Origin of the sequence: Streptomyces sp. MCA2, from assembly GCF_023544705.1 — a bacterium.
Lineage (GTDB): Bacteria > Actinomycetota > Actinomycetes > Streptomycetales > Streptomycetaceae > Streptomyces > Streptomyces decoyicus.
Genome location: NZ_JAMJFM010000057.1, coordinates 12880 through 32400, shown reverse-complemented (window position 1 = coordinate 32400; position 19521 = coordinate 12880). Strand labels below are relative to the sequence as shown.

General features: G+C 69.0%; 19 protein-coding genes and 2 pseudogenes. 12 read left to right on the top strand and 9 right to left on the bottom strand.

Annotation, left to right across the window (positions count from 1 at the left end; all coding sequences use genetic code 11):
* Positions 1 to 37: 37 nt before the first annotated feature.
* A complete protein-coding gene (locus M8I34_RS34110; protein WP_250056306.1) occupies positions 38 to 1078 on the bottom strand; it encodes an NAD(P)-dependent alcohol dehydrogenase in 1041 nt (346 codons plus the stop codon).
* A gap of 234 nt (positions 1079 to 1312) precedes the next feature.
* Between M8I34_RS34110 and M8I34_RS34105 the strand changes: the two genes are divergently transcribed.
* Complete coding sequence (locus M8I34_RS34105) at positions 1313 to 2656, top strand: MFS transporter (RefSeq protein WP_250056304.1); 1344 nt, start codon at positions 1313 to 1315, stop codon at positions 2654 to 2656.
* Positions 2657 to 2665: 9 nt separating this feature from the next.
* Here the strand turns inward: M8I34_RS34105 and M8I34_RS34100 are convergent, their stop codons facing one another.
* Together M8I34_RS34100 and M8I34_RS34095 are read right to left on the bottom strand one after the other, a co-directional pair.
* The gene (locus M8I34_RS34100) at positions 2666 to 4060 is read right to left on the bottom strand and encodes a tetratricopeptide repeat protein (protein WP_250056302.1); all 1395 of its coding nucleotides are present in this window, start codon (positions 4058 to 4060) and stop codon (positions 2666 to 2668) included.
* Positions 4061 to 4315: 255 nt separating this feature from the next.
* Positions 4316 to 5380: an aldo/keto reductase gene (locus M8I34_RS34095; protein ID WP_250056300.1), complete on the bottom strand. Its 1065-nt coding sequence runs from the start codon at positions 5378 to 5380 to the stop codon at positions 4316 to 4318.
* 117 nt (positions 5381 to 5497) lie between these two features.
* On the opposite strand from M8I34_RS34095, the gene M8I34_RS34090 reads away from it, so the two are divergent.
* From M8I34_RS34090 to M8I34_RS34075, 4 genes are all read left to right on the top strand, one after another.
* Positions 5498 to 6331 (top strand): helix-turn-helix transcriptional regulator, encoded by an 834-nt coding sequence (locus M8I34_RS34090; RefSeq protein ID WP_250056298.1) that lies wholly within the window; start codon positions 5498 to 5500, stop codon positions 6329 to 6331.
* A gap of 577 nt (positions 6332 to 6908) precedes the next feature.
* Complete coding sequence (locus M8I34_RS34085) at positions 6909 to 8576, top strand: cytosine permease (RefSeq protein WP_250056296.1); 1668 nt, start codon at positions 6909 to 6911, stop codon at positions 8574 to 8576.
* A gap of 197 nt (positions 8577 to 8773) precedes the next feature.
* Entirely contained in the window at positions 8774 to 9013 is a 240-nt protein-coding gene (locus tag M8I34_RS34080; protein ID WP_030983175.1) for a chaplin, read from the top strand.
* Positions 9014 to 9161: 148 nt separating this feature from the next.
* Entirely contained in the window at positions 9162 to 9674 is a 513-nt protein-coding gene (locus tag M8I34_RS34075) for a DinB family protein (RefSeq protein WP_250056293.1), read from the top strand.
* Positions 9675 to 9685: 11 nt separating this feature from the next.
* Here the strand turns inward: M8I34_RS34075 and rho are convergent, their stop codons facing one another.
* A complete protein-coding gene (rho, locus tag M8I34_RS34070) occupies positions 9686 to 10855 on the bottom strand; it encodes a transcription termination factor Rho (RefSeq protein ID WP_250056375.1) in 1170 nt (389 codons plus the stop codon).
* A 392-nt stretch (positions 10856 to 11247) separates the two neighbouring features.
* Between rho and M8I34_RS34065 the strand changes: the two genes are divergently transcribed.
* Positions 11248 to 11979, top strand: coding sequence for a class I SAM-dependent methyltransferase (locus M8I34_RS34065; RefSeq protein ID WP_250056292.1), 732 nt, complete (start codon positions 11248 to 11250; stop codon positions 11977 to 11979).
* A gap of 15 nt (positions 11980 to 11994) precedes the next feature.
* On the opposite strand, the gene M8I34_RS34060 is transcribed toward M8I34_RS34065, so the two are convergent.
* Positions 11995 to 12906 carry an MBL fold metallo-hydrolase gene (locus M8I34_RS34060; protein ID WP_250056290.1) on the bottom strand — a complete coding sequence of 304 codons (912 nt, stop codon included), beginning with the start codon at positions 12904 to 12906 and terminating at the stop codon, positions 11995 to 11997.
* A gap of 383 nt (positions 12907 to 13289) precedes the next feature.
* Between M8I34_RS34060 and M8I34_RS34055 the strand changes: the two genes are divergently transcribed.
* Both M8I34_RS34055 and M8I34_RS34050 read left to right on the top strand, forming a co-directional pair.
* Complete coding sequence (locus tag M8I34_RS34055) at positions 13290 to 14405, top strand: agmatinase family protein (protein ID WP_250056288.1); 1116 nt, start codon at positions 13290 to 13292, stop codon at positions 14403 to 14405.
* Between the two features lie 203 nt (positions 14406 to 14608).
* Positions 14609 to 15037 carry a VOC family protein gene (locus tag M8I34_RS34050; protein WP_250056286.1) on the top strand — a complete coding sequence of 143 codons (429 nt, stop codon included), beginning with the start codon at positions 14609 to 14611 and terminating at the stop codon, positions 15035 to 15037.
* 16 nt (positions 15038 to 15053) lie between these two features.
* Here the strand turns inward: M8I34_RS34050 and M8I34_RS34045 are convergent.
* The 4 genes and pseudogenes from M8I34_RS34045 to M8I34_RS34030 all read right to left on the bottom strand — a co-directional run.
* A pseudogene (locus M8I34_RS34045) lies at positions 15054 to 15152 on the bottom strand (IS5/IS1182 family transposase); the annotation flags it as partial.
* An 8-nt stretch (positions 15153 to 15160) separates the two neighbouring features.
* Positions 15161 to 15321, bottom strand: a pseudogene (locus M8I34_RS34040) (IS5/IS1182 family transposase); the annotation flags it as partial.
* Positions 15322 to 15430: 109 nt separating this feature from the next.
* Positions 15431 to 15901: an SRPBCC family protein gene (locus M8I34_RS34035; protein ID WP_250056284.1), complete on the bottom strand. Its 471-nt coding sequence runs from the start codon at positions 15899 to 15901 to the stop codon at positions 15431 to 15433.
* Positions 15898 to 16653 carry an alpha/beta fold hydrolase gene (locus M8I34_RS34030; RefSeq protein ID WP_250056282.1) on the bottom strand — a complete coding sequence of 252 codons (756 nt, stop codon included), beginning with the start codon at positions 16651 to 16653 and terminating at the stop codon, positions 15898 to 15900. Before M8I34_RS34030 ends, M8I34_RS34035 begins: the two co-directional genes overlap by 4 nt.
* Before the next feature lie 62 nt (positions 16654 to 16715).
* Between M8I34_RS34030 and M8I34_RS34025 the strand changes: the two genes are divergently transcribed.
* From M8I34_RS34025 to M8I34_RS34010, 4 genes are all read left to right on the top strand, one after another.
* Entirely contained in the window at positions 16716 to 17309 is a 594-nt protein-coding gene (locus M8I34_RS34025) for a TetR/AcrR family transcriptional regulator (protein WP_250056280.1), read from the top strand.
* Between the two features lie 208 nt (positions 17310 to 17517).
* Positions 17518 to 18192 (top strand): hypothetical protein, encoded by a 675-nt coding sequence (locus M8I34_RS34020; protein WP_250056278.1) that lies wholly within the window; start codon positions 17518 to 17520, stop codon positions 18190 to 18192.
* Between the two features lie 149 nt (positions 18193 to 18341).
* Positions 18342 to 18497 carry a hypothetical protein gene (locus tag M8I34_RS34015; RefSeq protein ID WP_250056276.1) on the top strand — a complete coding sequence of 52 codons (156 nt, stop codon included), beginning with the start codon at positions 18342 to 18344 and terminating at the stop codon, positions 18495 to 18497.
* A 110-nt stretch (positions 18498 to 18607) separates the two neighbouring features.
* Positions 18608 to 19417: an endo alpha-1,4 polygalactosaminidase gene (locus tag M8I34_RS34010; protein WP_284051126.1), complete on the top strand. Its 810-nt coding sequence runs from the start codon at positions 18608 to 18610 to the stop codon at positions 19415 to 19417.
* Positions 19418 to 19521 lie beyond the last annotated feature (104 nt).

Below are 19521 nucleotides of genomic sequence, written 5' to 3'. Positions count from 1 at the left end.
GGGGCCGCCCCTTTCCGGTCGGACAGCGGCGGCGCGCCTACCGCTGCGGATAGATGACGGCCTTCACGGCAGTCACGTCGTGGGTGGCAACGGTCAGTGCGCTCTCAGCCTCGGCAAGACCGTAACCGTGCGAGACCAGGGAGTCGAGCCGGACCGCTCCCGCCTCCACCAGGGCCGTCGCGGCGGGCCAGGTGTGGGCGTAGCGGAAGGTACCGGTGACTTCCAGCTCGTAGTTCTGCACCCGGCTCACGGGCAGGGGCACCTCGGCGCCGCCCATGCCGATGAGCACCACCCGGCCGGCCCGGCCCACGGTACGGATCGCCTCGCCGCTCACCGCGGGAACGCCGGAGCACTCCAGCAGGACGGTGGGCGTGTAGTCCGCCGCGGACAGCGGGGTGCGGGAGACATCGACGGCGGTGGCGCCGGTGGCCCGGGCGAGTTCGAGGCGGTGCGGGACGACGTCGGTGACCAGCACCTCCCGCGCGCCGTAGGCCCGTGCGGTCTGGGCGGCGACCAGGCCGATGGGCCCGGCGCCGGTGATCAGAACGCGGTCTCCGGGGGCGACGCGGGCCTTGCGGCAGGCCCAGACGGCCACGGACAGCGGTTCCAGCAGCGCGGCCTCCTCGACGGTGAGGGAATCGGGGACCTCGTGGGCGAAGTCCTGGTGCACGGCCAGGTATTCGCAGAAGGCGCCGTCGACCGGCGGCGTGGCGAGGAAGCGCATGTCCGGGCACAGGTTGTAGCGGCCCGGACGGCATTCACCGCAGCTGCCGCAGGGTGTGCCGGGTTCGATGGAGACGCGCTTGCCCATCCGGCGGGCGTCGGCCCCCGGCCCGCAGGCGACCACCGTGCCGGCCGCCTCGTGTCCCAGCACGAGCGGCTCCCGTACGACGAAGTCGCCGATGCGTCCGTGCCGGTAGTAGTGCACATCCGAGCCGCAGGTCCCGACCGCCTCGACACGGACCAGGACCTCTCCCGGGCCGGGGGCGGGCACGGGGCGTTCTTCGATGCTCAGCTGCCCGGGTCCGTGCAGTACGGCGGCACGCATGGTGGCGGGAATCCCGGATGTGACGGTCATGGCGGGCTCACGGCTCCCTCGGGGGCGGGGATGGGGCGGGGCGTGGCGCGATCCGGCTCCGGACCGGCGCGCCCTTGGGTTTCAGCACGGTACCGCCTCTTTTTTTATCAGAGGAGTCTTGACTTCGCACAAAATGCGAGAAGACTTTGCGCGGACTCACCGCCAGCCGACGTCTGCGCCGGTGTGTCCCTCCCCTTGCTCACCCGGTTCAAGATCAGCCCCCTTGGAGAGTCCATGCGCAGCTCCACTCACCCCCGACCGGTGCGGCCACCGGTCGCCGCTCCCCCGCCGACCGGCCGCTCGCGCTCCGCCCGTCTGGGCATACCCCCGGCTCTGACCTGGGGATTCGTGGGAGTCCTGCTGTTCATGACGGGCGACGGCGTGGAGACCGGCTTCTTCTCGAAGTATCTGGCCGACCATGGTCTGGCCAAGGCGGACGCGGCAGTGATCATCGCGGTCTACGGCATCACGGTCGCCGTCGGCGCCTGGCTCTCGGGAGCCCTCTCGGACCTGTGGGGGCCACGGCGGGTCATGACGGCCGGCTTCGCCATCTGGCTCGTCTTCCAAGTGCTCATGCTGACCGTGGCACTGCCGGCCATGAACTATTGGCTGCTGCTGCTCATCTACGGACTGCGCGGGTTCGGGTACCCCTTGTTCGCCTACGGGTTCCTGGTGTGGGTCACCGCGGCGACGCCGCCGCACCGGCTGGGTACGGCGGTCGGCTGGTACTGGTTCGCCTTCACGGGCGGCCTGCCCACCCTCGGCTCGCTGGTCGCCGGCACCACGATCCCGCTGGTCGGCACCTACGACACCCTCTGGATCGCCCTCGGCCTGGTGGCACTCGGCGGCCTGCTCGCCCTGCTGCTGGTGCGCGAGCCCACCGGCCGGACCGGACTCGCGCCGGACGGCGGGCGTGCGCTCGCCACGCTGGCGGGCAGCATCTCGATCATGCGGCGGCGCCCGCGGGTGGCCGTCGGCGCCGCGGTGCGCGTCTTCAGCACCGGTTCGCAGTTCGGTTTCCTGGTCTGTCTGCCGTTCTTCTTCACCGAGACGGTCGGCTTCAGCACCTCGGCCTGGCTGCGTCTGCTCAGCGTGATGTTCGCCGCGAACATCTTCGCCAACCTGTTCTTCGGCGCCGTCGGCGACCGCCTCGGATGGCAGCGCACGATGACCTGGTTCGGGGCCGTGGCCTGCGCCGTGACCTGTCTGGCGCTCTACTACGTACCGGTCGTGGCCGGCCCGCACTTCGGCGCAGCGGCGGTGGCCGCCGCGCTCTACGGCATCGCCCTCGCCGGCTACGTACCGATCTCGGCCCTGGTCCCCGCGCTGGCGCCACGGCACAAGGGGCAGGCCATGTCCGCCCTCAACCTGGGCGCCGGAGCGAGCACCTTCGCGGGCCCGGCCATCGTCGCCGTCGCCCTCGGCCCGGTCGGCGTCGAAGGCATCGTGTGGGTCTTCGCCGCCCTGCACCTCGCCACCGCCGTCGCCATCCGCTTCCTCGAACCCGACCCGGAGTTCACCTCGCCCGACGCCTCACCGGCCGTCGATCACGCGGACCTTCTCGTGGGGCGCCACTGAGGGGACCACTCACGTCGACGCCTGTGCGCCGGCGCGTTCGCGGGCGGCCGCGGCGCGGGCCGGGTCGCCGTGCCGTTCCTCGAGCCGGGCCGTGGCCGACCAGTTGTACGGGCAGACCGGGCGCAGCTGGATCCGCTCGCTGAGCAGCGTCCGCGCCAGGTCGGCGCGGTCCGCCCGGATGGCCGCCTCCACGAGGGTCCGCTGGATCGCGTCCCGCTGGGCGTGACTGCCACCGAAGCTGTGCAGGCGGTGACGGACGGGCAGCAGCAGATCGACGGCCCGGCCGTAGTCCTGCCGGCCGTAGGCGATCAGTGCGCGGCAGACGGGCAGCCCGATCTCGGCCGTCATGCCGTGGTTGGACACGCCGGGCTCCGCCGCCACCCAGCCTTCCCGCTCCCGGACCAGGCGCTGTGCCTGGGCGACGCGGCCTGCCCCGACATAGGCCATGACCGCATGTGCGTCGTTGAAGGCGTAGTGCGGACCGTCCTGGCGGCTCTCCCAGGCGTCGGCGAGCCGGGCCCACCGTGCGCTCTGTTCGTCCTCTGCCAGATACAGCCGCCACAACAGGGCCGCGGCGTCCAGCAGTTCCATCGCCACCCCCGCCGAACCCTCGTGGTGCAGCGCGGAGTCATAGATCTCCAGCACCCCGGCGAGGTCTCCCCGTTCCAGTGTGTAGAGGGCGTAGTGCCACCAGTTGTGCACGGTGAGCAGGCTGCCCTGGGCCCAGTCGTCCGTACGGGCGTCGAGGAAGCGGATCCCGTCCGTGAAGCGTCCCCGCATCTCGTAGGTGTGCACCACGCCGTGGATGCCCCATACGTCGCCGGGATGCTGCGCAAGGGCCGCCAGGCCGACCTCCTCCGCCCGTTCGTAATGGCCCGACTCCTCCAGGCCGAACGCATACATGCCGAGCAGTGGTCCGTGGTGCGGGTCGTCCTCGTCCCAGGCGTGCAGTGCTCCGCCGACGCGGTCCCGGAGGCGCTGGGCGTCCCCGGTGAGGAAGTCGTGCTGATGCCCCGCGAAGAGCGCCAGCGCATCGCGCGGGAAGGCGACGGTGAGGTCACCGAGGATGCGGCCGGCACCGTGCAGGTCGCCGTCCAGCCATGCCGTTGCGGCGGCGAGATGCATACGTTCCCGGGGTGTCAGCCCGTCGGCGTCCAGGCCGGAGCGGAAGCGGACGAAGTGCTCCCGGGCCTCGGACGCATCCTTCTCCTCCGTTCCCAGCACCCCCAGATAAGCGGCGAGGGTCTGGCCCATCACCGACCGCGGCGAGGCCGCCAGTACGGACTGTGCGCTCTTTGCGACCTGGGGCCGGAAGAACAGCAGGTCGTCCAGAGCCTGTTCGTAGTGGGTACGGGCCTCGGCGCCGGTTCCGCTCATCAGGTGACCGTGGCGGTCCGCTGTCATGGGTGACTCCTGTCGCGTGAGGAGGGGTTTCGGAGATCGTCCCGCATCGCGGGAACCGCTGCCGGCGGCAGCGGCGGCGGGTGGAAGCCGGTCACATCACCGCGTCGGCCTCCAGCGGTCCTGCGGTGATGCGCAGTTCACGGACGTGGATCGCCTCCTCATCATCTCCTGATCAGGTCGCAGATCCACGGCAGAGGCGTGCCGATGATCGCCCCGAGGGCGACGGTAGCGCCGCCCCCGGCGCTCGATCGGGTATCAGCGGCGGGTTTCGAGCTTCAGATCGCCGCGGGTCACCGTACGGCCGAAGTCGCCGGCGAGCAGATCGTGCGGGATGCCGAGTCCGATCGCACTGGCCTCGTCGAGGCGGGCCAGTTGGGAGGCGGTGAAGTCGACCTCCAGGGCACCCAGATTGTCCTCCAGCTGCGCGGGGGTGCGGGCGCCGATGATCGGTGCCGTCACGCCCGGGTTCTGCAAGGTCCAGGCAAGGCCGACCTGGGCGGGTGTGCGGCCCAGCTCCGTGGCGACCTCCTTCACGACGTCCACGAGGGCGAAGTTACGTTCGGTGAGTGTGCCGTTGACGAGGGTGACACTCCTGCGGGTGCCGTCGTCGGCTGCCCCGTCCGTCGCGGTCAGGTCGTCACGGCTGTACTTGCCGGTGAGCACCCCGCCGGCCAGCGGTGAGTACGGCATCACCCCCAGCCCCATCTCGCGTGCCATGGGGATCAGGTCACGTTCCCCGGTGCGCTCGATCAGGCTGTATTCGATCTGCAACGCGACAAGCGACGACCAGCCGCGCAGGTCGGCGATCGCCTGCATCCGCGACACCTGCCAGGCCGGGACGTTGGACATCGCCACGTACAAGACCTTGCCCTGCCGGACCAGATCGTCCATGCCGCGCAGGATCTCCTCGACCGGAGTCGTGAAATCCCAGACGTGCAGGTAGAGCAGATCGATGTAGTCCGTATGCAGCTGTCGCAGACTGGCCTCCACCGACGCGAACAGGCTCTTGCGGTGAGAGCCCCCGGAATTCGGATCGCCGGGCCGGCGCAGCGTCGTGTACTTCGTCGCCAGCACCAGGCTTTCGCGATGGTCGCGGGTGAATTCGCCCAGCAGGAGCTCGGAGCTGCCATTGGTGTAGGTGCTGGCGGTGTCGATGAAATTGCCGCCGCGCTCGACGTAGAGGTCGAACAGCTTGCGCGCCTCGTCCCGCTCGGCGCCCCAGCCCCACTCGGTGCCGAAGGTCGCCGCGCCCAGCGCCAGCGGTGAGACCCGCAGCCCGGAGCGGCCCAGCAGCCGGTAGGTGTCGAGGGTGAGCGACATCGTGTCCTCCTGTGCTTGTGATCCGGTGTCGACAACAAGCCTGTGACCGCCGCGCGCCCGGGATAAGGGAGAGACGTTCCTGGGAATGCCAGTCCTACCCTGGCTGTTGGATCGCACATGATGACCCGCACCGTGGACGCGACACAGGAGCTGGCCGCGTTCCTGCGGGCCCGGCGCGAACGTCTGGACCCGCACGATTTCGCCCTGCCGTCACGTCAACAGGCCCGGCGCACCCCGGGTTTGCGCCGCGAAGAGGTCGCCGAACTGGCCGGGGTCAGCATCGACTACATCGTGCGGCTGGAACAGGGCCGCGGGCTGCGCCCCTCGGCGAACGTGGTGGAGGCGCTGGCCCGGGCGCTGCGCCTGGCCCCCGACGAACGCGCCTACCTGTTCAACCTGGCCCAGCAGCGCCCCCGCAACGCCGACAAGCCCGCCACCACCGCGGCGCCGCAGCTGGCCCGGCTGGTCACCGACCTGTCGCCGCTGCCGGCCATGCTGATGAACCACCGCTACGACATCCTGGCCTGGAACGGCGAAATGGCGAGGCTGCTCCTGGATTTCGACACCCTGCCGCCGTCGCAGCGCAATGCGATGTGGCTGTGCCTGATGCATCCGGAGATACGTGAGTTCTATGTCGACCGCGAACGCGTCGTACGGGAGGGGATCGCCCACCTGCGCGCCGCGTGGGCCGCGCATCCGGAGGATCGGGCGCTGAGCGACCTCATCGCCGAATTCGCCGCTCGTGACGAGGACTTCGCGCGCTGGTGGGCCGAGCGGGACATCAAGGTCAACGGCCGCGGGCGCAAGGTGCTCCGGCATCCTGAGGCCGGTGTGATCGCGGTGCATTTCGAAGTGCTGATGCCACTTCAAGATCCGGACCAGCGGTTGGTCATCTACCGCGCCGCGGACGAGGAGAGCCAATCGGCATGGGACCGGTTGTGCGCACGGTGATGCCGAACCGCCCCTTCATGCACTGAGCCGAACCAGCACGACGCCGGGCACGACGCCGGGCACGACGCCAACGGCGTATACATCGTGCGGGAAGACCATGTTCCGGAGCAGTTGGCCTTCCAGAAGTTCGAGGAGATCCGGGAGTCCGCTCGCCGGCAGATCGCCGCCCGGCCGTCATGACTCCGGAAGCGGGCGTGCGGAACTGCCCACTGTCCCCGTCCTGAGGCACGAGCACCCGGTCACCGGAGAGACGGCCCAAGAACCCGCTGGTCAGTGCCACGCCCTGGGTCACGAGCCGCGAGACCCCACACTTCCACCGCCTTCCGCACCACCCTCCGGACACCGTGGAAACGTCTGCTTCATCTGGGAAGACGTTGCGGGAAACACGGGCTCCCTACTGTCCCGCCATGGACACAGGCCCCGATCGGGTTGGTCCGGCACCACACCGTACGGGTCCGGTCCCCCTCGTGCGCATCACCGCACTCCCGCTTGCCCACGCCCGCACGCGTGACACGGCCGCCCCTGCCGTGGGCGTGCACGGGCGTCGCGTTCCCACTGCACCCTCAGGAGGTCCGGCATGAGCGTCGAGCCACAACTGACAGTCCCCGACAGCAGCCATCGGCCCCCGCCCGCCGAGGCACCCGTCGGCAAAGCCACCGACGAGACCCTGGAGGACTACACCCTCCGGTTCGCCCCGCGCAGCTACCGCCGTTGGACACCGATGGTCGTGGCGACCACCGCGCTGGGCGGCATCGCGTACATGGCCGACTTCTCGATCGGTGCGGGCATCGGCCTGACGCACGGCACCGGGAACGCACTGGCCGCGATCCTCCTCGCCGCGGTGGTCATCTTCGTCACCGGCTTCCCCCTCGCCTACTACGCGGCGCGCTACAACATCGACCTGGACCTGATCACCCGGGGTTCGGGCTTCGGCTATTACGGCTCGGTCCTGACCAGCGTCATCTTCGCCAGCTTCACCTTCATCTTCTTCGCCCTCGAAGGCTCGATCATGGCGCAGGGCCTGAAGCTGGGCTTCGGGCTGCCCCTGTGGCTGGGCTATGTGCTGTCGACCTGCATGGTGATTCCCCTGGTCATCTTCGGGATGAAGGCGCTGAGCAAGCTTCAGGTCTGGACGACCCCGATCTGGCTGCTGCTGATGGTGGGACCGCTGCTCTATCTGGTCGCCACCGACCCCGGAACGGTGCACACCTTCCTCACGTACAAGGGCTCCCACGGCGACGGCGGGATCAACGCCGCCTCGGTGCTGCTGGGCGCGGGTGTGTGTCTGTCGCTGATCGCGCAGATCGGCGAACAGGTCGACTATCTGCGCTTCATGCCGCCCAGGACCGCGCAGAACCGGCGCGCCTGGTGGACGGCCGTGGTGATGGCGGGCCCCGGATGGGTCGTGCTCGGCGCGCTCAAGCAGGCCATCGGTGTCTTCCTGGCCGTCTACATCCTCGCCGAGGTGGGCGCGGCCTCGGCCACCGAGCCCATCCAGCAGTTCACCGGCGCCTTCACGGCCATGATGCCGTCCTGGCTGGTCGTCCCGCTGGCCGTGGTGCTGGTCGTGATCAGCCAGATCAAGATCAACGTCACCAATGCCTACTCCGGTTCGCTGGCGTGGACGAACTCCTTCACCCGGGTCACCAAGCGCTATCCGGGCCGGATGGTGTTCGTGCTCGCCAATCTGGCGTTCGCACTGACGCTGATGGAGGCGGACATGTTCAGCTTCCTCAACAGCATCCTGGGCTTCTACTCCAATTGCGCCATCGCCTGGATCGTCACCGTCGCCACCGACATCATCGTCAACAAGTACCTCCTCAAACTCTCCCCGCAGGCCCCCGAGTTCCGCCGCGGGATGCTCTACGCGGTCAACCCGGTGGGAGTGGTGGCCTTCACCGCGGCTTCCGGCCTGTCGATCGCCATGTACTTCCACGCCCTGGGTGACACGCTCCAGCCGTACTCACCCGTCGCGGCAGCCCTGATCGCCTTCGTCCTCACCCCGTTGATGGCCGTCCTGACGAAGGGCCGGTTCTATCTGCGGCGCACCACCGACGGCATCGACGCTCCGCTGCTGGACCCGGACGGCAACCCCAGTTCGGCCCTGTACGAGTGCCATGTCTGCCGACAGGAGTTCGAGCGCCCGGACCTCGCCGCCTGTCACCGCCATGCCGCGGTGGTCTGCTCCCTGTGCCTGAGCACCGACAAAACCGGCGCTCACGTCCTGCCGGCGGCGCCTGCTTGATGCAACCGGGAACGACAGTCAACACCGACAGCCATATCACCTAAACGTCTGCTCTTCGTGTCCGCTGTCTCTGGAACGGGAGCCGGTGGGGAACGACAGCCTTGTACGGGCGGCTCACAGCCGTGGCGCAGCGTGCCCCACGGGGGTGTCGCAGCGTCATGTGCCGTAGTTCTTCCACCAGTTAAGGAGACTGATCGATGGCTCACCGGATCAAGACTGCCCTCGCGACCGCGGGCGCCTGCGCCGTCGTCCTCGGCACGGCAGGTATGGCCACCGCCGACAGCGGCGCCCAGTCGGCCGCCGTCAACTCACCCGGCATCGTGTCCGGCAACGTCATCCAGGCACCCATCCATATTCCGGTCCATGTCTGCGGCAACACCATCAGCGTCATCGGGCTCCTCAACCCCGCCTTCGGCAACCCCTGCGTGAGCGACTGACGCCCTCTCGGCGCACGGTAGTTCGGGGCGTCGGACGACTCGCGGCATCTGCCGCCCCGAAGCGGCCCCCGGGTGGCATCCCGGGGGCCGCTTCCACGCCTGAAAACCGCCGTGCGCGGCATCGTAGGCCGGTATAGCGTCAGCGCTTATGCCTCCTTCTCGCCTTCGCCCTCCTTACGACGCTGACGAGCGGACCCAGCTTCTCGGTTGGCTCGGCATGCAGCGCGCGATCATCCACTGGAAATGCGAGGGGTTGTCGGACGCCGACACCCACCGCTCCGTCCTGCCGACCTCACCCCATATGTCGATGGCGGGTCTCGTCTCCCATATGCGGTGGGTCGAACACTGCTGGTTCGAGGTCGTCCTCCTCGGCCGGCCCGCCGTGGGACCGCAATTCGACGACGGTCCCGAGGCCGCCGATATGCGGGTCGACGGGACCCCGCTCCCCCAGCTCCTCGACGAGTACACACGGCAATGCGCGGTATCGGACGAGATCGTTTCCGCGCATTCGCTCGACGATGTGGGCAAGCATCCCGAATTCCGTGATTCTGCCGCGAGTCTGCGGTGGATCATGTTCCATATGATCGAGGAGACCGCCCGCCACGCAGGGCATATGGATGCCATCCGGGAGCTTCTCGACGGCAAGAAGGGCTACTACTGACCGGGCGCCGTTCACCCGCCCGGGGCGGTGAGCTGCACCTGACGCAGAAACGTCGCATTGTCGGGCGTGCGCCGGACCTTGTCGAGCAGAGACTCCAGACTCGTCTGTCCGTCCCCGGTCCGGAAGGCGCGCCGGAGTCGGCGTGTGGCGGTCAACTCGGCTTCCGGAAGCAATAGTTCCTCGCGGCGGGTGCCCGAGGCGGTGACATTGACCGCCGGGTAGAGCCGCTTGCCGGCGAGTGCGCGGTCCAGACGGAGTTCCATATTGCCGGTGCTCTTCAATTCCTCGAAGAAGTAATCGTCGGCCCGGGAACCGGTCTCCACCAGCGCCGTGGCGAGAATGGTCAGCGAACCGCCCTCTTCCGCGAGACGTGCCGCGCCGAAGAGCTTCTTGGGGCCGAGGAGCGCGGCGGCGTCCACACCTCCGCTCAGCGTGCGGCCGCCCGACATGGCGGCGTTGTTGTGCGCCCGGCACAGGCGGGTGAGGGAGTCGAGGAGCAGGACGACGTCCTGGCCCTGCTCGACGAGTCGTTTGGCGCGTTCCACTGCCAGTTCGGCGAGGGCGATGTGCTCTTTCGCCGGCCGGTCGAAGGTCGAGGCGAGCACCTCTCCGCGTACCGAACGGCGCATGTCGGTGACTTCCTCCGGTCGTTCGTCGATCAGCACGACCATCAACGAGGATGCGGGGTGGTTCTCGGCGACGGCGGCCGCGAGTTGTTGCAGCAGGACCGTCTTTCCCGTTTTCGGCGGGGCCACGATCAGCCCCCGTTGTCCCTTGCCGATCGGTGCGATCAGATCGACGACGCGCGGTGTCAGGCCGCCGCTCGGCCTTTCGAGGCGCATACGGTGCCGCGGGTGCAGCGGCGTGAGGTCACGGAAATGCGGCCGCCCGCGCAAGGCGTCCGGCCGGCGTCCGTTGACCGATTCGAGCCGCGCGAGCAAGCGCGGCCGGTTGCACGTCCCTACGACGAAATCGCCTTTGCGCAGGCCCGCACCCCGGATCAACGCCGCGGGCACCCGGACGTCGACGGGCGAGGCAAGGCAGCCCTCCGCGCGAAGAAACCCGAATTCCTGCCGGTCGTTCGCGATATCCAGGACTCCGGCCACCGAGACGGCGGGTTGCGCCGAGGCTGTGGCAGCAGGCTGTTCAAGGGGGACGGCAGCGGAACGGGAAACGTTCATGGTGGGCGTGCCGACATGGGTATCAGTCGTCATGATGTCCTCTCGGGACCTTCCTACAGGGGCCGTTGTGGGAGGGGAATCCGGCAGCAAAGGGCGGTGAGATCACGCCCCGCAGGCGGGCAGAAGGCCCGCGGCCGGAAAGGGAAAGTGGAGCCGCATCGGAACCACATCGGAGCCGCATCACGGAACTGCGGGTGTGGAACTTTCGGTGCTGGATCGCCGGTCGAGAAGGACGGGCGCGACAGCGGTGCGCAAGCAATACGCAATACGCAATACAAGGGAAATTAAGCACCGGCGCCGAAAATGCGGCAAGCACACATGCGTTCCGTTCGCACGGTACCACACGGCGCGGCCGATGCGGCATGGTGCGGACCGGTTCTATGCTGAGGGCAATGTTCGCACCTCAGGGTCCCACCGTCCGTGAACTCGCCGTGCAGGCGCTGTCCTCCGTCGAGCGCGGCTATGACCTGCTCGCGCCGAAATTCGACCACACGCCGTTCCGGACCCCCGAAGCGGTGCTGACGCCCGTGTCTCGGGTGCTGCGGAGGCTCGGGCCGTTCGAGAGGGGCCTCGACCTGTGCTGCGGGACCGGGGCGGGCATGGACGTACTGCGGCAGGTGTGCCGGGAGCGGGTCACCGGGATCGACCTGAGCGCGGGCATGCTCGCCGAGGGCCGCGCCGGTGAGCCGGTGACCGCGGGCGCGCCGCGCACCGAGTGGGTGCGTGCGGACGCCCGGGCGCTTCCCTTCGGGCCGGTCTTCGACCTCGCGGTGAGCTTCGGTGCGTTCGGGCATTTTCTGCCCCGGGAGCGGCCGGGGCTGTTCGCGCAGGTGCACTCCGTTCTGCGGCCCGGTGGCCGGTTCGTCTTCCCGATCGGGGCTCCGCCGCGACCGGGGTCGCGCGGCTACTGGACGCTGCTGGCTTTCGACGTGGCGATGCGGGTCCGCAATGCACTGTGGCGGCCGAGCTTCGTCATGTACTACCGGACGTTCCGCCTCGCCGACGTACGTGCGGAGCTGATGCGTACGGGCTTCGACGTGCAGCTGTACGCCCTGCCGGAGCTCGGCCGGCGCCCCGACGGCAGCCCGCGGTGCCGACTCGTGGTCGCCACGCGGGCTGCCTGAGAAGCGGGTGCGCCGTCACCACCGCAGGGCGGTGAAGTCGACGGGCCGCGGCCGGAGCTCGCGGGTACGCGCCGTCAGCTGTCCGAGGCGGCGCGTCATCTCCCCCGCGGGGAGCCGCTTGCGGTCGCCATGGCCGGGCAGCACCCACTCGAAGCGCAGCTCAGGGGCGGTGCGTGCCAGGGAGGCGGCCAGTTCCACGATCGAGTACCAGGTGACGGAGGCGGCCACCTCCAGGTCGCCTGTGGTGCGCGACCAGTAGAAACTGTCGCCGCTGAAGCAGTAGCGCGTATCGGCGAGGTAGAGCACGCTGCCGCGCGTATGGCCGGGGAGCGGATACGCGGTGACGCCGTCGCCGATCTCGACCGGGTCGGTGCCCCGCATGATGCGGTCCGCGTCCGGAGCGGCGTCGAGATCGCCCTCGTGGATCCACAGCCGGGCCCCGAACCGGTCGGCGTAGCGGCGGCCGTGCGCCGCGTGGTCCCGGTGGGTGAGCAGGACGTCGGTGACCGGGCCCAGCGCCTCGTAGCGGTCGGCCAGACCGCTGCTCCACCGGGGCGTATCGATCATCATCAGGTGTCCGGCGGGCCGGCGCAGCAGATAGGAGTTCGCACCCGCCGTGTGGCGGGAGTTGTGGCCGCAGAGCTGGACGGTGTCGTCCAGCGCGAGGGGGAAGGGGTCGAGGTCGGGGGTGAGGCGCTGGGCGGGGTGCCGGATCGACCGGGTGTGGCAGGCGAAGGCGGCGGCATACAACTGCCGTTCCTCCGCGTCGTTCTGCGGCTGCCGGAACACTTCCGCGCGGCCGTTGGTCTCGCGGATCACCTCGGGAGCGAGCTGTCGGGCGACATCACAGTTGGTACAGCGCGCGTCGACGTACCAGCCTCCGTCGGCCTCCTCCGGTACCCCCGCGGGTAACAGTTTCTCGGTCATGACAGGTCCGTCCCTCCTGGTCCGGGTGGGCAGGTGAATGAGTGGTCAGCGCGCGCCACCAACAGGAGTACCTCGCGGTCAACCGGAAGCGGAAGAGGGGGCGGATCTTGTGCTTTGCGCGGGGAACGTCTCTTCCGGGCGGCCGGCGGATCCGAGGAGATGGGCGCTTTGTGGTGGTATGCCTTGCTGTCGATCGGGATGTCGCGAGCGGCCGCCCCGGCCTCGACGCCTCCTGATCACCAGTCCGAACGACTGACTGTTGCGGTCTGTCCCGCCGAGGTGCGCGGCGAATCACCGCAGGTCGGGTTGAGTGACGGCTGGGTGGCCGGCCCGACGCCATCCGTACCAGGGGGCTGTCCGGACGGGATCGAAAGGAGCCGCTCATGGAAGGTGTGCCGCCGGATGCCTGGAAATGGGAAGTCGACCGCACGTCCGACCCGAGGCGCGAGCCCGGGCCCATCAACTTGCAGCGGTATGCGTTCGTACCGGCCTACGCCGGGATCGCCACGCTCTTCGGGCTGCCGCTCTGCCTCAACCCGGACGACCTGCGTGCCGGCCACGTCGATGTAGCAGTGGTCGGGGCGCCGGTGGACATGTCGACCGGGCACCGGGGGGCTGCCTACGGGCCACGTGCGATCAGGGCCGATGAGCGGATTCTGCCCCACACTCCGCAGATGCTGGTCAATCCCAGCACCCGCATCAAACCGTTCGAGGAGCTGACGGTGGTCGACTACGGCGACGCCGCCGTGGACCCTTTCAGCATCGACAACTCCATGGAACCGATCCGCGCCCTGGTCCGCGAGATCGCCGGAACCGGCGCGATCCCGATCGTCCTCGGCGGAGACCACTCGATCCTGTGGCCGGACGCCGCGGCCGTGGCCGACGTGTACGGGGCGGGCAAGGTCGGCGTGATCCACTTCGACGCCCATCCGGACTGCTCCTCCGACCTGTTCGGCCATCCCACCTCGCACGCCACACCGATCCGCCGGTTGATCGAGGACGAACATGTCCCCGGACGCAACTTCATCCAGATCGGCCTGCGCAGCGCGATCGCGCCCGACGAAGAGCTCTTCGCCTGGATGCGCGCTCACGGACTGCGGGCGCACTTCATGGCCGAGATCGACCGACGCGGATTCGATGCGGTGCTCCAACAGGCCATCGACGAGGCGCTGGACGGGGCGGAATATCTCTTCGTGTCGTTGGACATCGACGTACTGGACCCGGCCTTCGCGCCCGGCACCGGCACACCCGAACCCCCCGGCCTGACCAACCGTGAACTGCTGCCGGCCATCCGCCGGATCTGTCACGAGACGCCCGTCGTGGGCATGGACATCGTCGAGGTCGCACCCCACCTCGATCCCGGCTACACCACCACCATGAACGCCCGCCGAGCCATCTTCGAGGCGCTGACCGGCATCGCCATGCGCCGCAAAGGCCTGCCCGGTCCCGCCTATCTGGACCCGGCGGTCAGCGGACCGCCGCCCGGGCAGCAGACGTAGCCGTCCCCCGAACGGCAAGCAGCCCGAGACGCTTTCGCACCTGGGGGGTGCTTTCCCCAATCGACGTCCAGGGCCCTGGACAAGTTCACCGTCCGGTTTGATCACCTGGTGTCCCAGGCGGCCCAGGGCCCGGCGAGGTTGCGGGCGGATCCCGCTGGGGAAATGAGCGGCAGAGTCTCAAGTCCCCTTGGTACGGTGCACCGATGTCAGCGATCAAGAAGTTCCAAGTCACCTTTGACTGCGCAGAACCTGAGCGTCTCGCTCGTTTCTGGTGCGAGGTGTTGGGGTACGTCGTACCGCCGCCACCACAGGGGTTTGCCACTTGGGATGATTTCCAGCGTGCGCAGCCACCTGAGGAGCGCGATTCATGGTTCGCCTGCATAGACCCCTCAGGTGTGGGCCCGCGACTGTACTTCCAGCGCGTCCCCGAAGGGAAGGCCGTCAAGAACCGGGTGCATCTTGATGTGCGGGTCGGCACCGGACTCGTGGGTAAAGAACGCCTCGCCGTACTTGAGGCCGAATGCGCACGACTGGTCCCGCTCGGCGCAGTACACCTGCAAACGCTGTATGACGGCAATGATGCGTGCATCCCGATGCTGGACATCGAGGGCAACGAGTTCTGTATCGACTGAGCACATGGGGCGGGAGTCATCCCGCGAGGGCGAGGTTGTGCAGCCGGGCGATGCCGAGCATGGCGGTGTGAACGCCGTCTCCTTTCAGGCGGCAGTCGCGAAGGATCTTCCAGGACTACACCGGTAGGCCGCTGCCAGCAGGATCCGGCCCTCCAAGGTCAGGCTCCACGGTCGGCCCTTGCGTACCGGGCTCGTACCTGCGCTCCGAATCGCAGTGACCAGCTTGCCGAACTGCCGCGGGTCAGCCCGGTGAACGGGGCTATCCGCGATGGCTCCGACGCCATGATCAGACCAGGAACGACAAGATCATGCCATCGAGATCAGCTGTTACGGGACAGCCCTCAGCCTGATGAAAGCCCGAGGCTTGGCGCGGACCACCCGCCCCGCGACGCTTCAGGCGGCCGTGCCGCACGTGGCGCGCAGGCGGCGAAGGGTCACCCGCATGCCGAGGCGATTGCGTGCGGCGCGGCGGGCGGCCGGGGTTCCGGTGAAGACCAGTCCCAGCAGTTCGGCGATCCAGCGACGCCATCCGCGGCGGCGGAGGTCGATCCAGTATTCGGTGACCAGGGTGCCGTGCTCCGTCGGGGTCAAGCGATAGCCCCAGCGCGCGACCGGCAGGCCGAACGTGATGTTGTCGAAGGCGAACTCCCGGCCGGGGTCGGCGATGACGATCCGGCAGGTGGCGAACCAGATCCAGCAGGCCTTCCGGTTGACTCCCACGAAGCGGTCTCCGCGGGGCCACACCCCGATGACCTCGGGGCTCCAGTCCTTCATCCGCCGGATGTCCGCGAGGGCCGCGTAGACGGCATGTGGGGGGAGGGAGATTTCCAGGGATTCCTCCACGCTCCATACGCGGGCGCTCACTGCGCGGCCTCGGGCGCCGACGCGCCGCGCATCCCGGCCGTGACGACGGCGGCGGCATCGAGAACGTGCCGGGTGAGGTCCGGCGTATCGGTGAGGCTGGTGATGTGTCCGCAGCCCGGTCGGATGATGAGGCGTCCGTCGCGGCAGGCGTGGAGGAAGAGGCGTTCGTTGCGGCGGAAGTGGTCGCGCTCGCCGTTCACCAGCCAGACCGGCCCTGGATACGCGGAGAGCGACGCCAGCGGATCCATCTCACGGACGGCCTTGACGGCGCTCGGTGTGACCTCGCTGCTCAGTCCGCCGGAGACCATGGCGTGTGCCTGGGGGCGGGGCAGGGCGCGGCGGAACGCGAACGCGCTGAGCCGGTCGGCCTGTCGGGGATGTCCGGCCGCGAGCCGCGCCGCTCCCCGGTAGACGGCACCGAACAGCCCGCGCGGGAGCGCCGTACAGCCCATGGCCACCGCGCCGAGGACGCGGTCCGGATGGGCGCCGGCGGTGGCAAGGGCGACATAGCCGCCCAGGGACAGCCCCACGAGCAGCGCGCGGCCGCCGAGTTCGTCCACGGCGGCGGTCACCGCCGCCACGGCGCCGGGGATGCTGAACGGCTCACCTCTTCGGCCTCCGTGGCCGGGCAGGTCGGGCGCCGCCATCGGATGGCGCTCTCCGATGGTGTGGATCACGGGGCGCCACATCGCACCGCTCACACGCGTGCCGTGCACGAAAACGATGGGCAGACCGGCTTCATTGGACTCCATGCCCGGCACGCTACATCAAATGCAACGCAACGTTGCGTTGTTTTTGATGCTAATCTCGCCCCATGAGTGAGAAGCGGAACGGGGCACGGCGGCAGAGCGGCCGCCCCCGGAAGGCACAGGAAATCTTCGACGCCACGCTGGATCTGCTCGCGGAAAAGGGTTACGAGGGGCTGACCATCGAGGGAGTCGCCCAGCGGTCCGGCGTCAACAAGACCACGATCTACCGCTGGTGGCCTTCCAAGGGAGCCCTCCTGGGCGCCGCGCTCATCGGTGCGCGCCAACTGGAGCTCACGGCCCCCGACACCGGCAGCCTCGAAGGGGACCTGGAGGCCCTGCTGCACACGATAGTGACCCTGCTCACCACGCGACCGGCCTCCGACATCGCCGTCTCCGTACTGGGAGCCGTCACCCACAGCCCGGAACTCGCCGCACATGTGAAGGACTTCCTCGCCGACCGGATCGCCCGCGAGCAGCCCGTTTTCGACCGGGCCGTCGCGCGCGGCGAGATCGCGGCCGACACCGACCGCATGCTGCTGGTGGACCTGCTGGCCGGGGCCGCGTGGGTGCGTGTCGCGCTGCGCCGGCTTCCCCTTGAGAAAGACTTCGCGGCGCGGGCCGTGAACACCGTCCTCAACGGGGCGCGGGCCGCCGGATAACGCCCGGCGACCGGCTCTCCGGAGCTACGGCGGGACCTGATGCTGCCTCCGTTTCGGGCCCTTGTAAAGGGTCTGTTTCACTATCAACTACAACTTTACTAATTCTTGGTGTAGTTGTCACAGATTTCACACCAGTCTCAAACGCAACAGCGACGAATGCCACACGGATTCGTCGCTTCCACAAGGCTGGGCGAGAGGCAACAGCACGATGACGAAAAGCAGAACGATCCGCCACGGAAGCCGGCTGCTGGCGCTGTCCACGGCGTCACTGGGCCTGGTCGCGGCGATGGCCATGCCGGCCGCCGCGGACGACCAACCCACGCGGGACCAGCTCATAGCCGACTGCGCTTCCGGTGAAGGGAAGTGCAGCTTCAACGAGCCGAAGCTCGGCGAGGCATATCTCGGGGACTTCCGCCAGGTCTCCAACTCTCTCTACAACTGCAGTACGTCGGACGCCACGCAGTCGATGGGCTGGGCGGACACCGTGGGCTCCACGGACTCCGCAGGCGTCTCCGTCACAGCCGGCGGCAACATCGCCGGAATCATCGACCTGAGCGTCACGGCGACGTACAGCCACACCTGGACGAGCTCGCACACCGAGAACAGCTCACTGAACATGACGGTCAAGCCCGGCGAGGTGGGCTGGATCTCCCGTGCGCAGGTCATGCAGTCCGTCTCCGGGACCTGGCAGACGCACTACGACAACCAGAAGTGGGGGCACTACTTCTGGTTCGTGCCGGACACGGTCACCGGCCCCGCGCCCAACGGAACCGACGGCAAGAGCAATGCGGTGACCGTCAAGACGCGCAAGATGACCGCGGCGGAGAAGAGCTCCTGCTCGGCCGACGCGAAGAAGGGCCAGGCGTTCGTGGTCAAGCGCTGAGCTGACCACGACGAAGCCGAACGGCCGCATCGGGGGGTTGCCTCGCGCACTCGGGCACGAGGCAGACCATTGCGGCCGTCGGCGACCGTGCCTCCCGGCTCCTACGGGCCGGGAGGCACACTCATCTCAACGCCTCCCCCGCGGTCGCCGTGCCGGGCAGCGAGACCTCCGGCCGCCGGCCCCTGGCCGAGTCCCTGCCCGTATCCCTGGGCGCGACCGTCGTCCTCACCTCCCAGGACGAACTGCTCACCCCTCTGACCGCGCTGCACATCTGCGCCCAGGACATCGGCGCCCGTCTGGTGTGAGCGAAGCGTTCCTGGGGGCGCCCCCACCGGCATCTCCGGGCACCGACCGCACATAGGCTCCGCCTGTGCACTCCTTACGACCCCTCGCCGTCGGCGCCTTCGTCCTGGTCATGGCGCTCAGCACGGCGTGCTCCGCCGCCCGCCCCGGACAATCCACCGGCTCCGGGACACCGGCGCCGCCCGGCGGGACGGCCGCCCCGACCGCGGTACGGCCGCCGGCCGCGAACGCCGTGTTCGACTACCAGCTCGGCGGCGCCTATCCACCGCCCGCCGGGGTCCGGGCCGTCTCCCGCGACCGCACGGCCAAGCCCGCCCCCGGTCTCTACAACGTCTGCTACGTCAACGCCTTCCAGGCGCAGCCCGACGCCGATATCTGGGAGGACCGCCACCCCGAACTCCTGCTGCGGGATGAGCACGGAGAGCCCGTCATCGACGAGGAGTGGGACGAGCCCCTGCTCGACATCTCCACCGGCGCCAAACGCCAAGCCCTCATGGACATCGTCGGTCCCTGGATCGACGGCTGCGCCAAGGCCGGTTACGACGCGGTCGAACCCGACAACCTCGATTCCTACGAGCGTTCCGACGGCAGGCTCACCTCGCGGCACGCCGCGGCCTTCGCCCAGCTCCTGACCCGCCGCGCCCACCAGCGTCATCTGGCCGTCGCGCAGAAGAACACCACCGACCTGCTGCCGCAGCGCCATCACATCGGCTTCGACTTCGCCGTCGTCGAGGAGTGCGCCCGCTACAAGGAGTGCACCGACTTCGGCGACGCCTACGCCGGCAGGGTCTTCGTCATCGAATACCGGAAGAAGGACTTCACCGCCGCCTGCCGCGCGTGGGGCAAGACCCTCTCCCTCTCCCTGCGCGATCGCGATGTCCGCCCTGCCGGTGCCGAGGGCCATGTCTCCGAGCGCTGCTGACAGCCGGGCCGTTGGGGTCGGATCAGCGGTCGTTGGTTCAGGAGTGTGCCGTTGCTCAACGGTCGTCGGGTGGGGGTGGGCGGGCCGTAGTGGGTCTCGCCGGG

What these genes read in the sequence shown, in the direction of transcription:
- M8I34_RS34110 (WP_250056306.1), bottom strand. Translation starts at nt 1,078, where the DNA reads ATGACCGTCACATCCGGGATTCCCGCCACCATGCGTGCCGCCGTACTG.
- M8I34_RS34105 (WP_250056304.1), top strand. Translation starts at nt 1,313, where the DNA reads ATGCGCAGCTCCACTCACCCCCGACCGGTGCGGCCACCGGTCGCCGCT.
- M8I34_RS34100 (WP_250056302.1), bottom strand. Translation starts at nt 4,060, where the DNA reads ATGACAGCGGACCGCCACGGTCACCTGATGAGCGGAACCGGCGCCGAG.
- M8I34_RS34095 (WP_250056300.1), bottom strand. Translation starts at nt 5,380, where the DNA reads ATGTCGCTCACCCTCGACACCTACCGGCTGCTGGGCCGCTCCGGGCTG.
- M8I34_RS34090 (WP_250056298.1), top strand. Translation starts at nt 5,498, where the DNA reads ATGATGACCCGCACCGTGGACGCGACACAGGAGCTGGCCGCGTTCCTG.
- M8I34_RS34085 (WP_250056296.1), top strand. Translation starts at nt 6,909, where the DNA reads ATGAGCGTCGAGCCACAACTGACAGTCCCCGACAGCAGCCATCGGCCC.
- M8I34_RS34080 (WP_030983175.1), top strand. Translation starts at nt 8,774, where the DNA reads ATGGCTCACCGGATCAAGACTGCCCTCGCGACCGCGGGCGCCTGCGCC.
- M8I34_RS34075 (WP_250056293.1), top strand. Translation starts at nt 9,162, where the DNA reads ATGCCTCCTTCTCGCCTTCGCCCTCCTTACGACGCTGACGAGCGGACC.
- rho (WP_250056375.1), bottom strand. Translation starts at nt 10,855, where the DNA reads ATGAACGTTTCCCGTTCCGCTGCCGTCCCCCTTGAACAGCCTGCTGCC.
- M8I34_RS34065 (WP_250056292.1), top strand. Translation starts at nt 11,248, where the DNA reads ATGTTCGCACCTCAGGGTCCCACCGTCCGTGAACTCGCCGTGCAGGCG.
- M8I34_RS34060 (WP_250056290.1), bottom strand. Translation starts at nt 12,906, where the DNA reads ATGACCGAGAAACTGTTACCCGCGGGGGTACCGGAGGAGGCCGACGGA.
- M8I34_RS34055 (WP_250056288.1), top strand. Translation starts at nt 13,290, where the DNA reads ATGGAAGGTGTGCCGCCGGATGCCTGGAAATGGGAAGTCGACCGCACG.
- M8I34_RS34050 (WP_250056286.1), top strand. Translation starts at nt 14,609, where the DNA reads ATGTCAGCGATCAAGAAGTTCCAAGTCACCTTTGACTGCGCAGAACCT.
- M8I34_RS34030 (WP_250056282.1), bottom strand. Translation starts at nt 16,653, where the DNA reads ATGGAGTCCAATGAAGCCGGTCTGCCCATCGTTTTCGTGCACGGCACG.
- M8I34_RS34025 (WP_250056280.1), top strand. Translation starts at nt 16,716, where the DNA reads ATGAGTGAGAAGCGGAACGGGGCACGGCGGCAGAGCGGCCGCCCCCGG.
- M8I34_RS34020 (WP_250056278.1), top strand. Translation starts at nt 17,518, where the DNA reads ATGACGAAAAGCAGAACGATCCGCCACGGAAGCCGGCTGCTGGCGCTG.
- M8I34_RS34010 (WP_284051126.1), top strand. Translation starts at nt 18,608, where the DNA reads ATGGCGCTCAGCACGGCGTGCTCCGCCGCCCGCCCCGGACAATCCACC.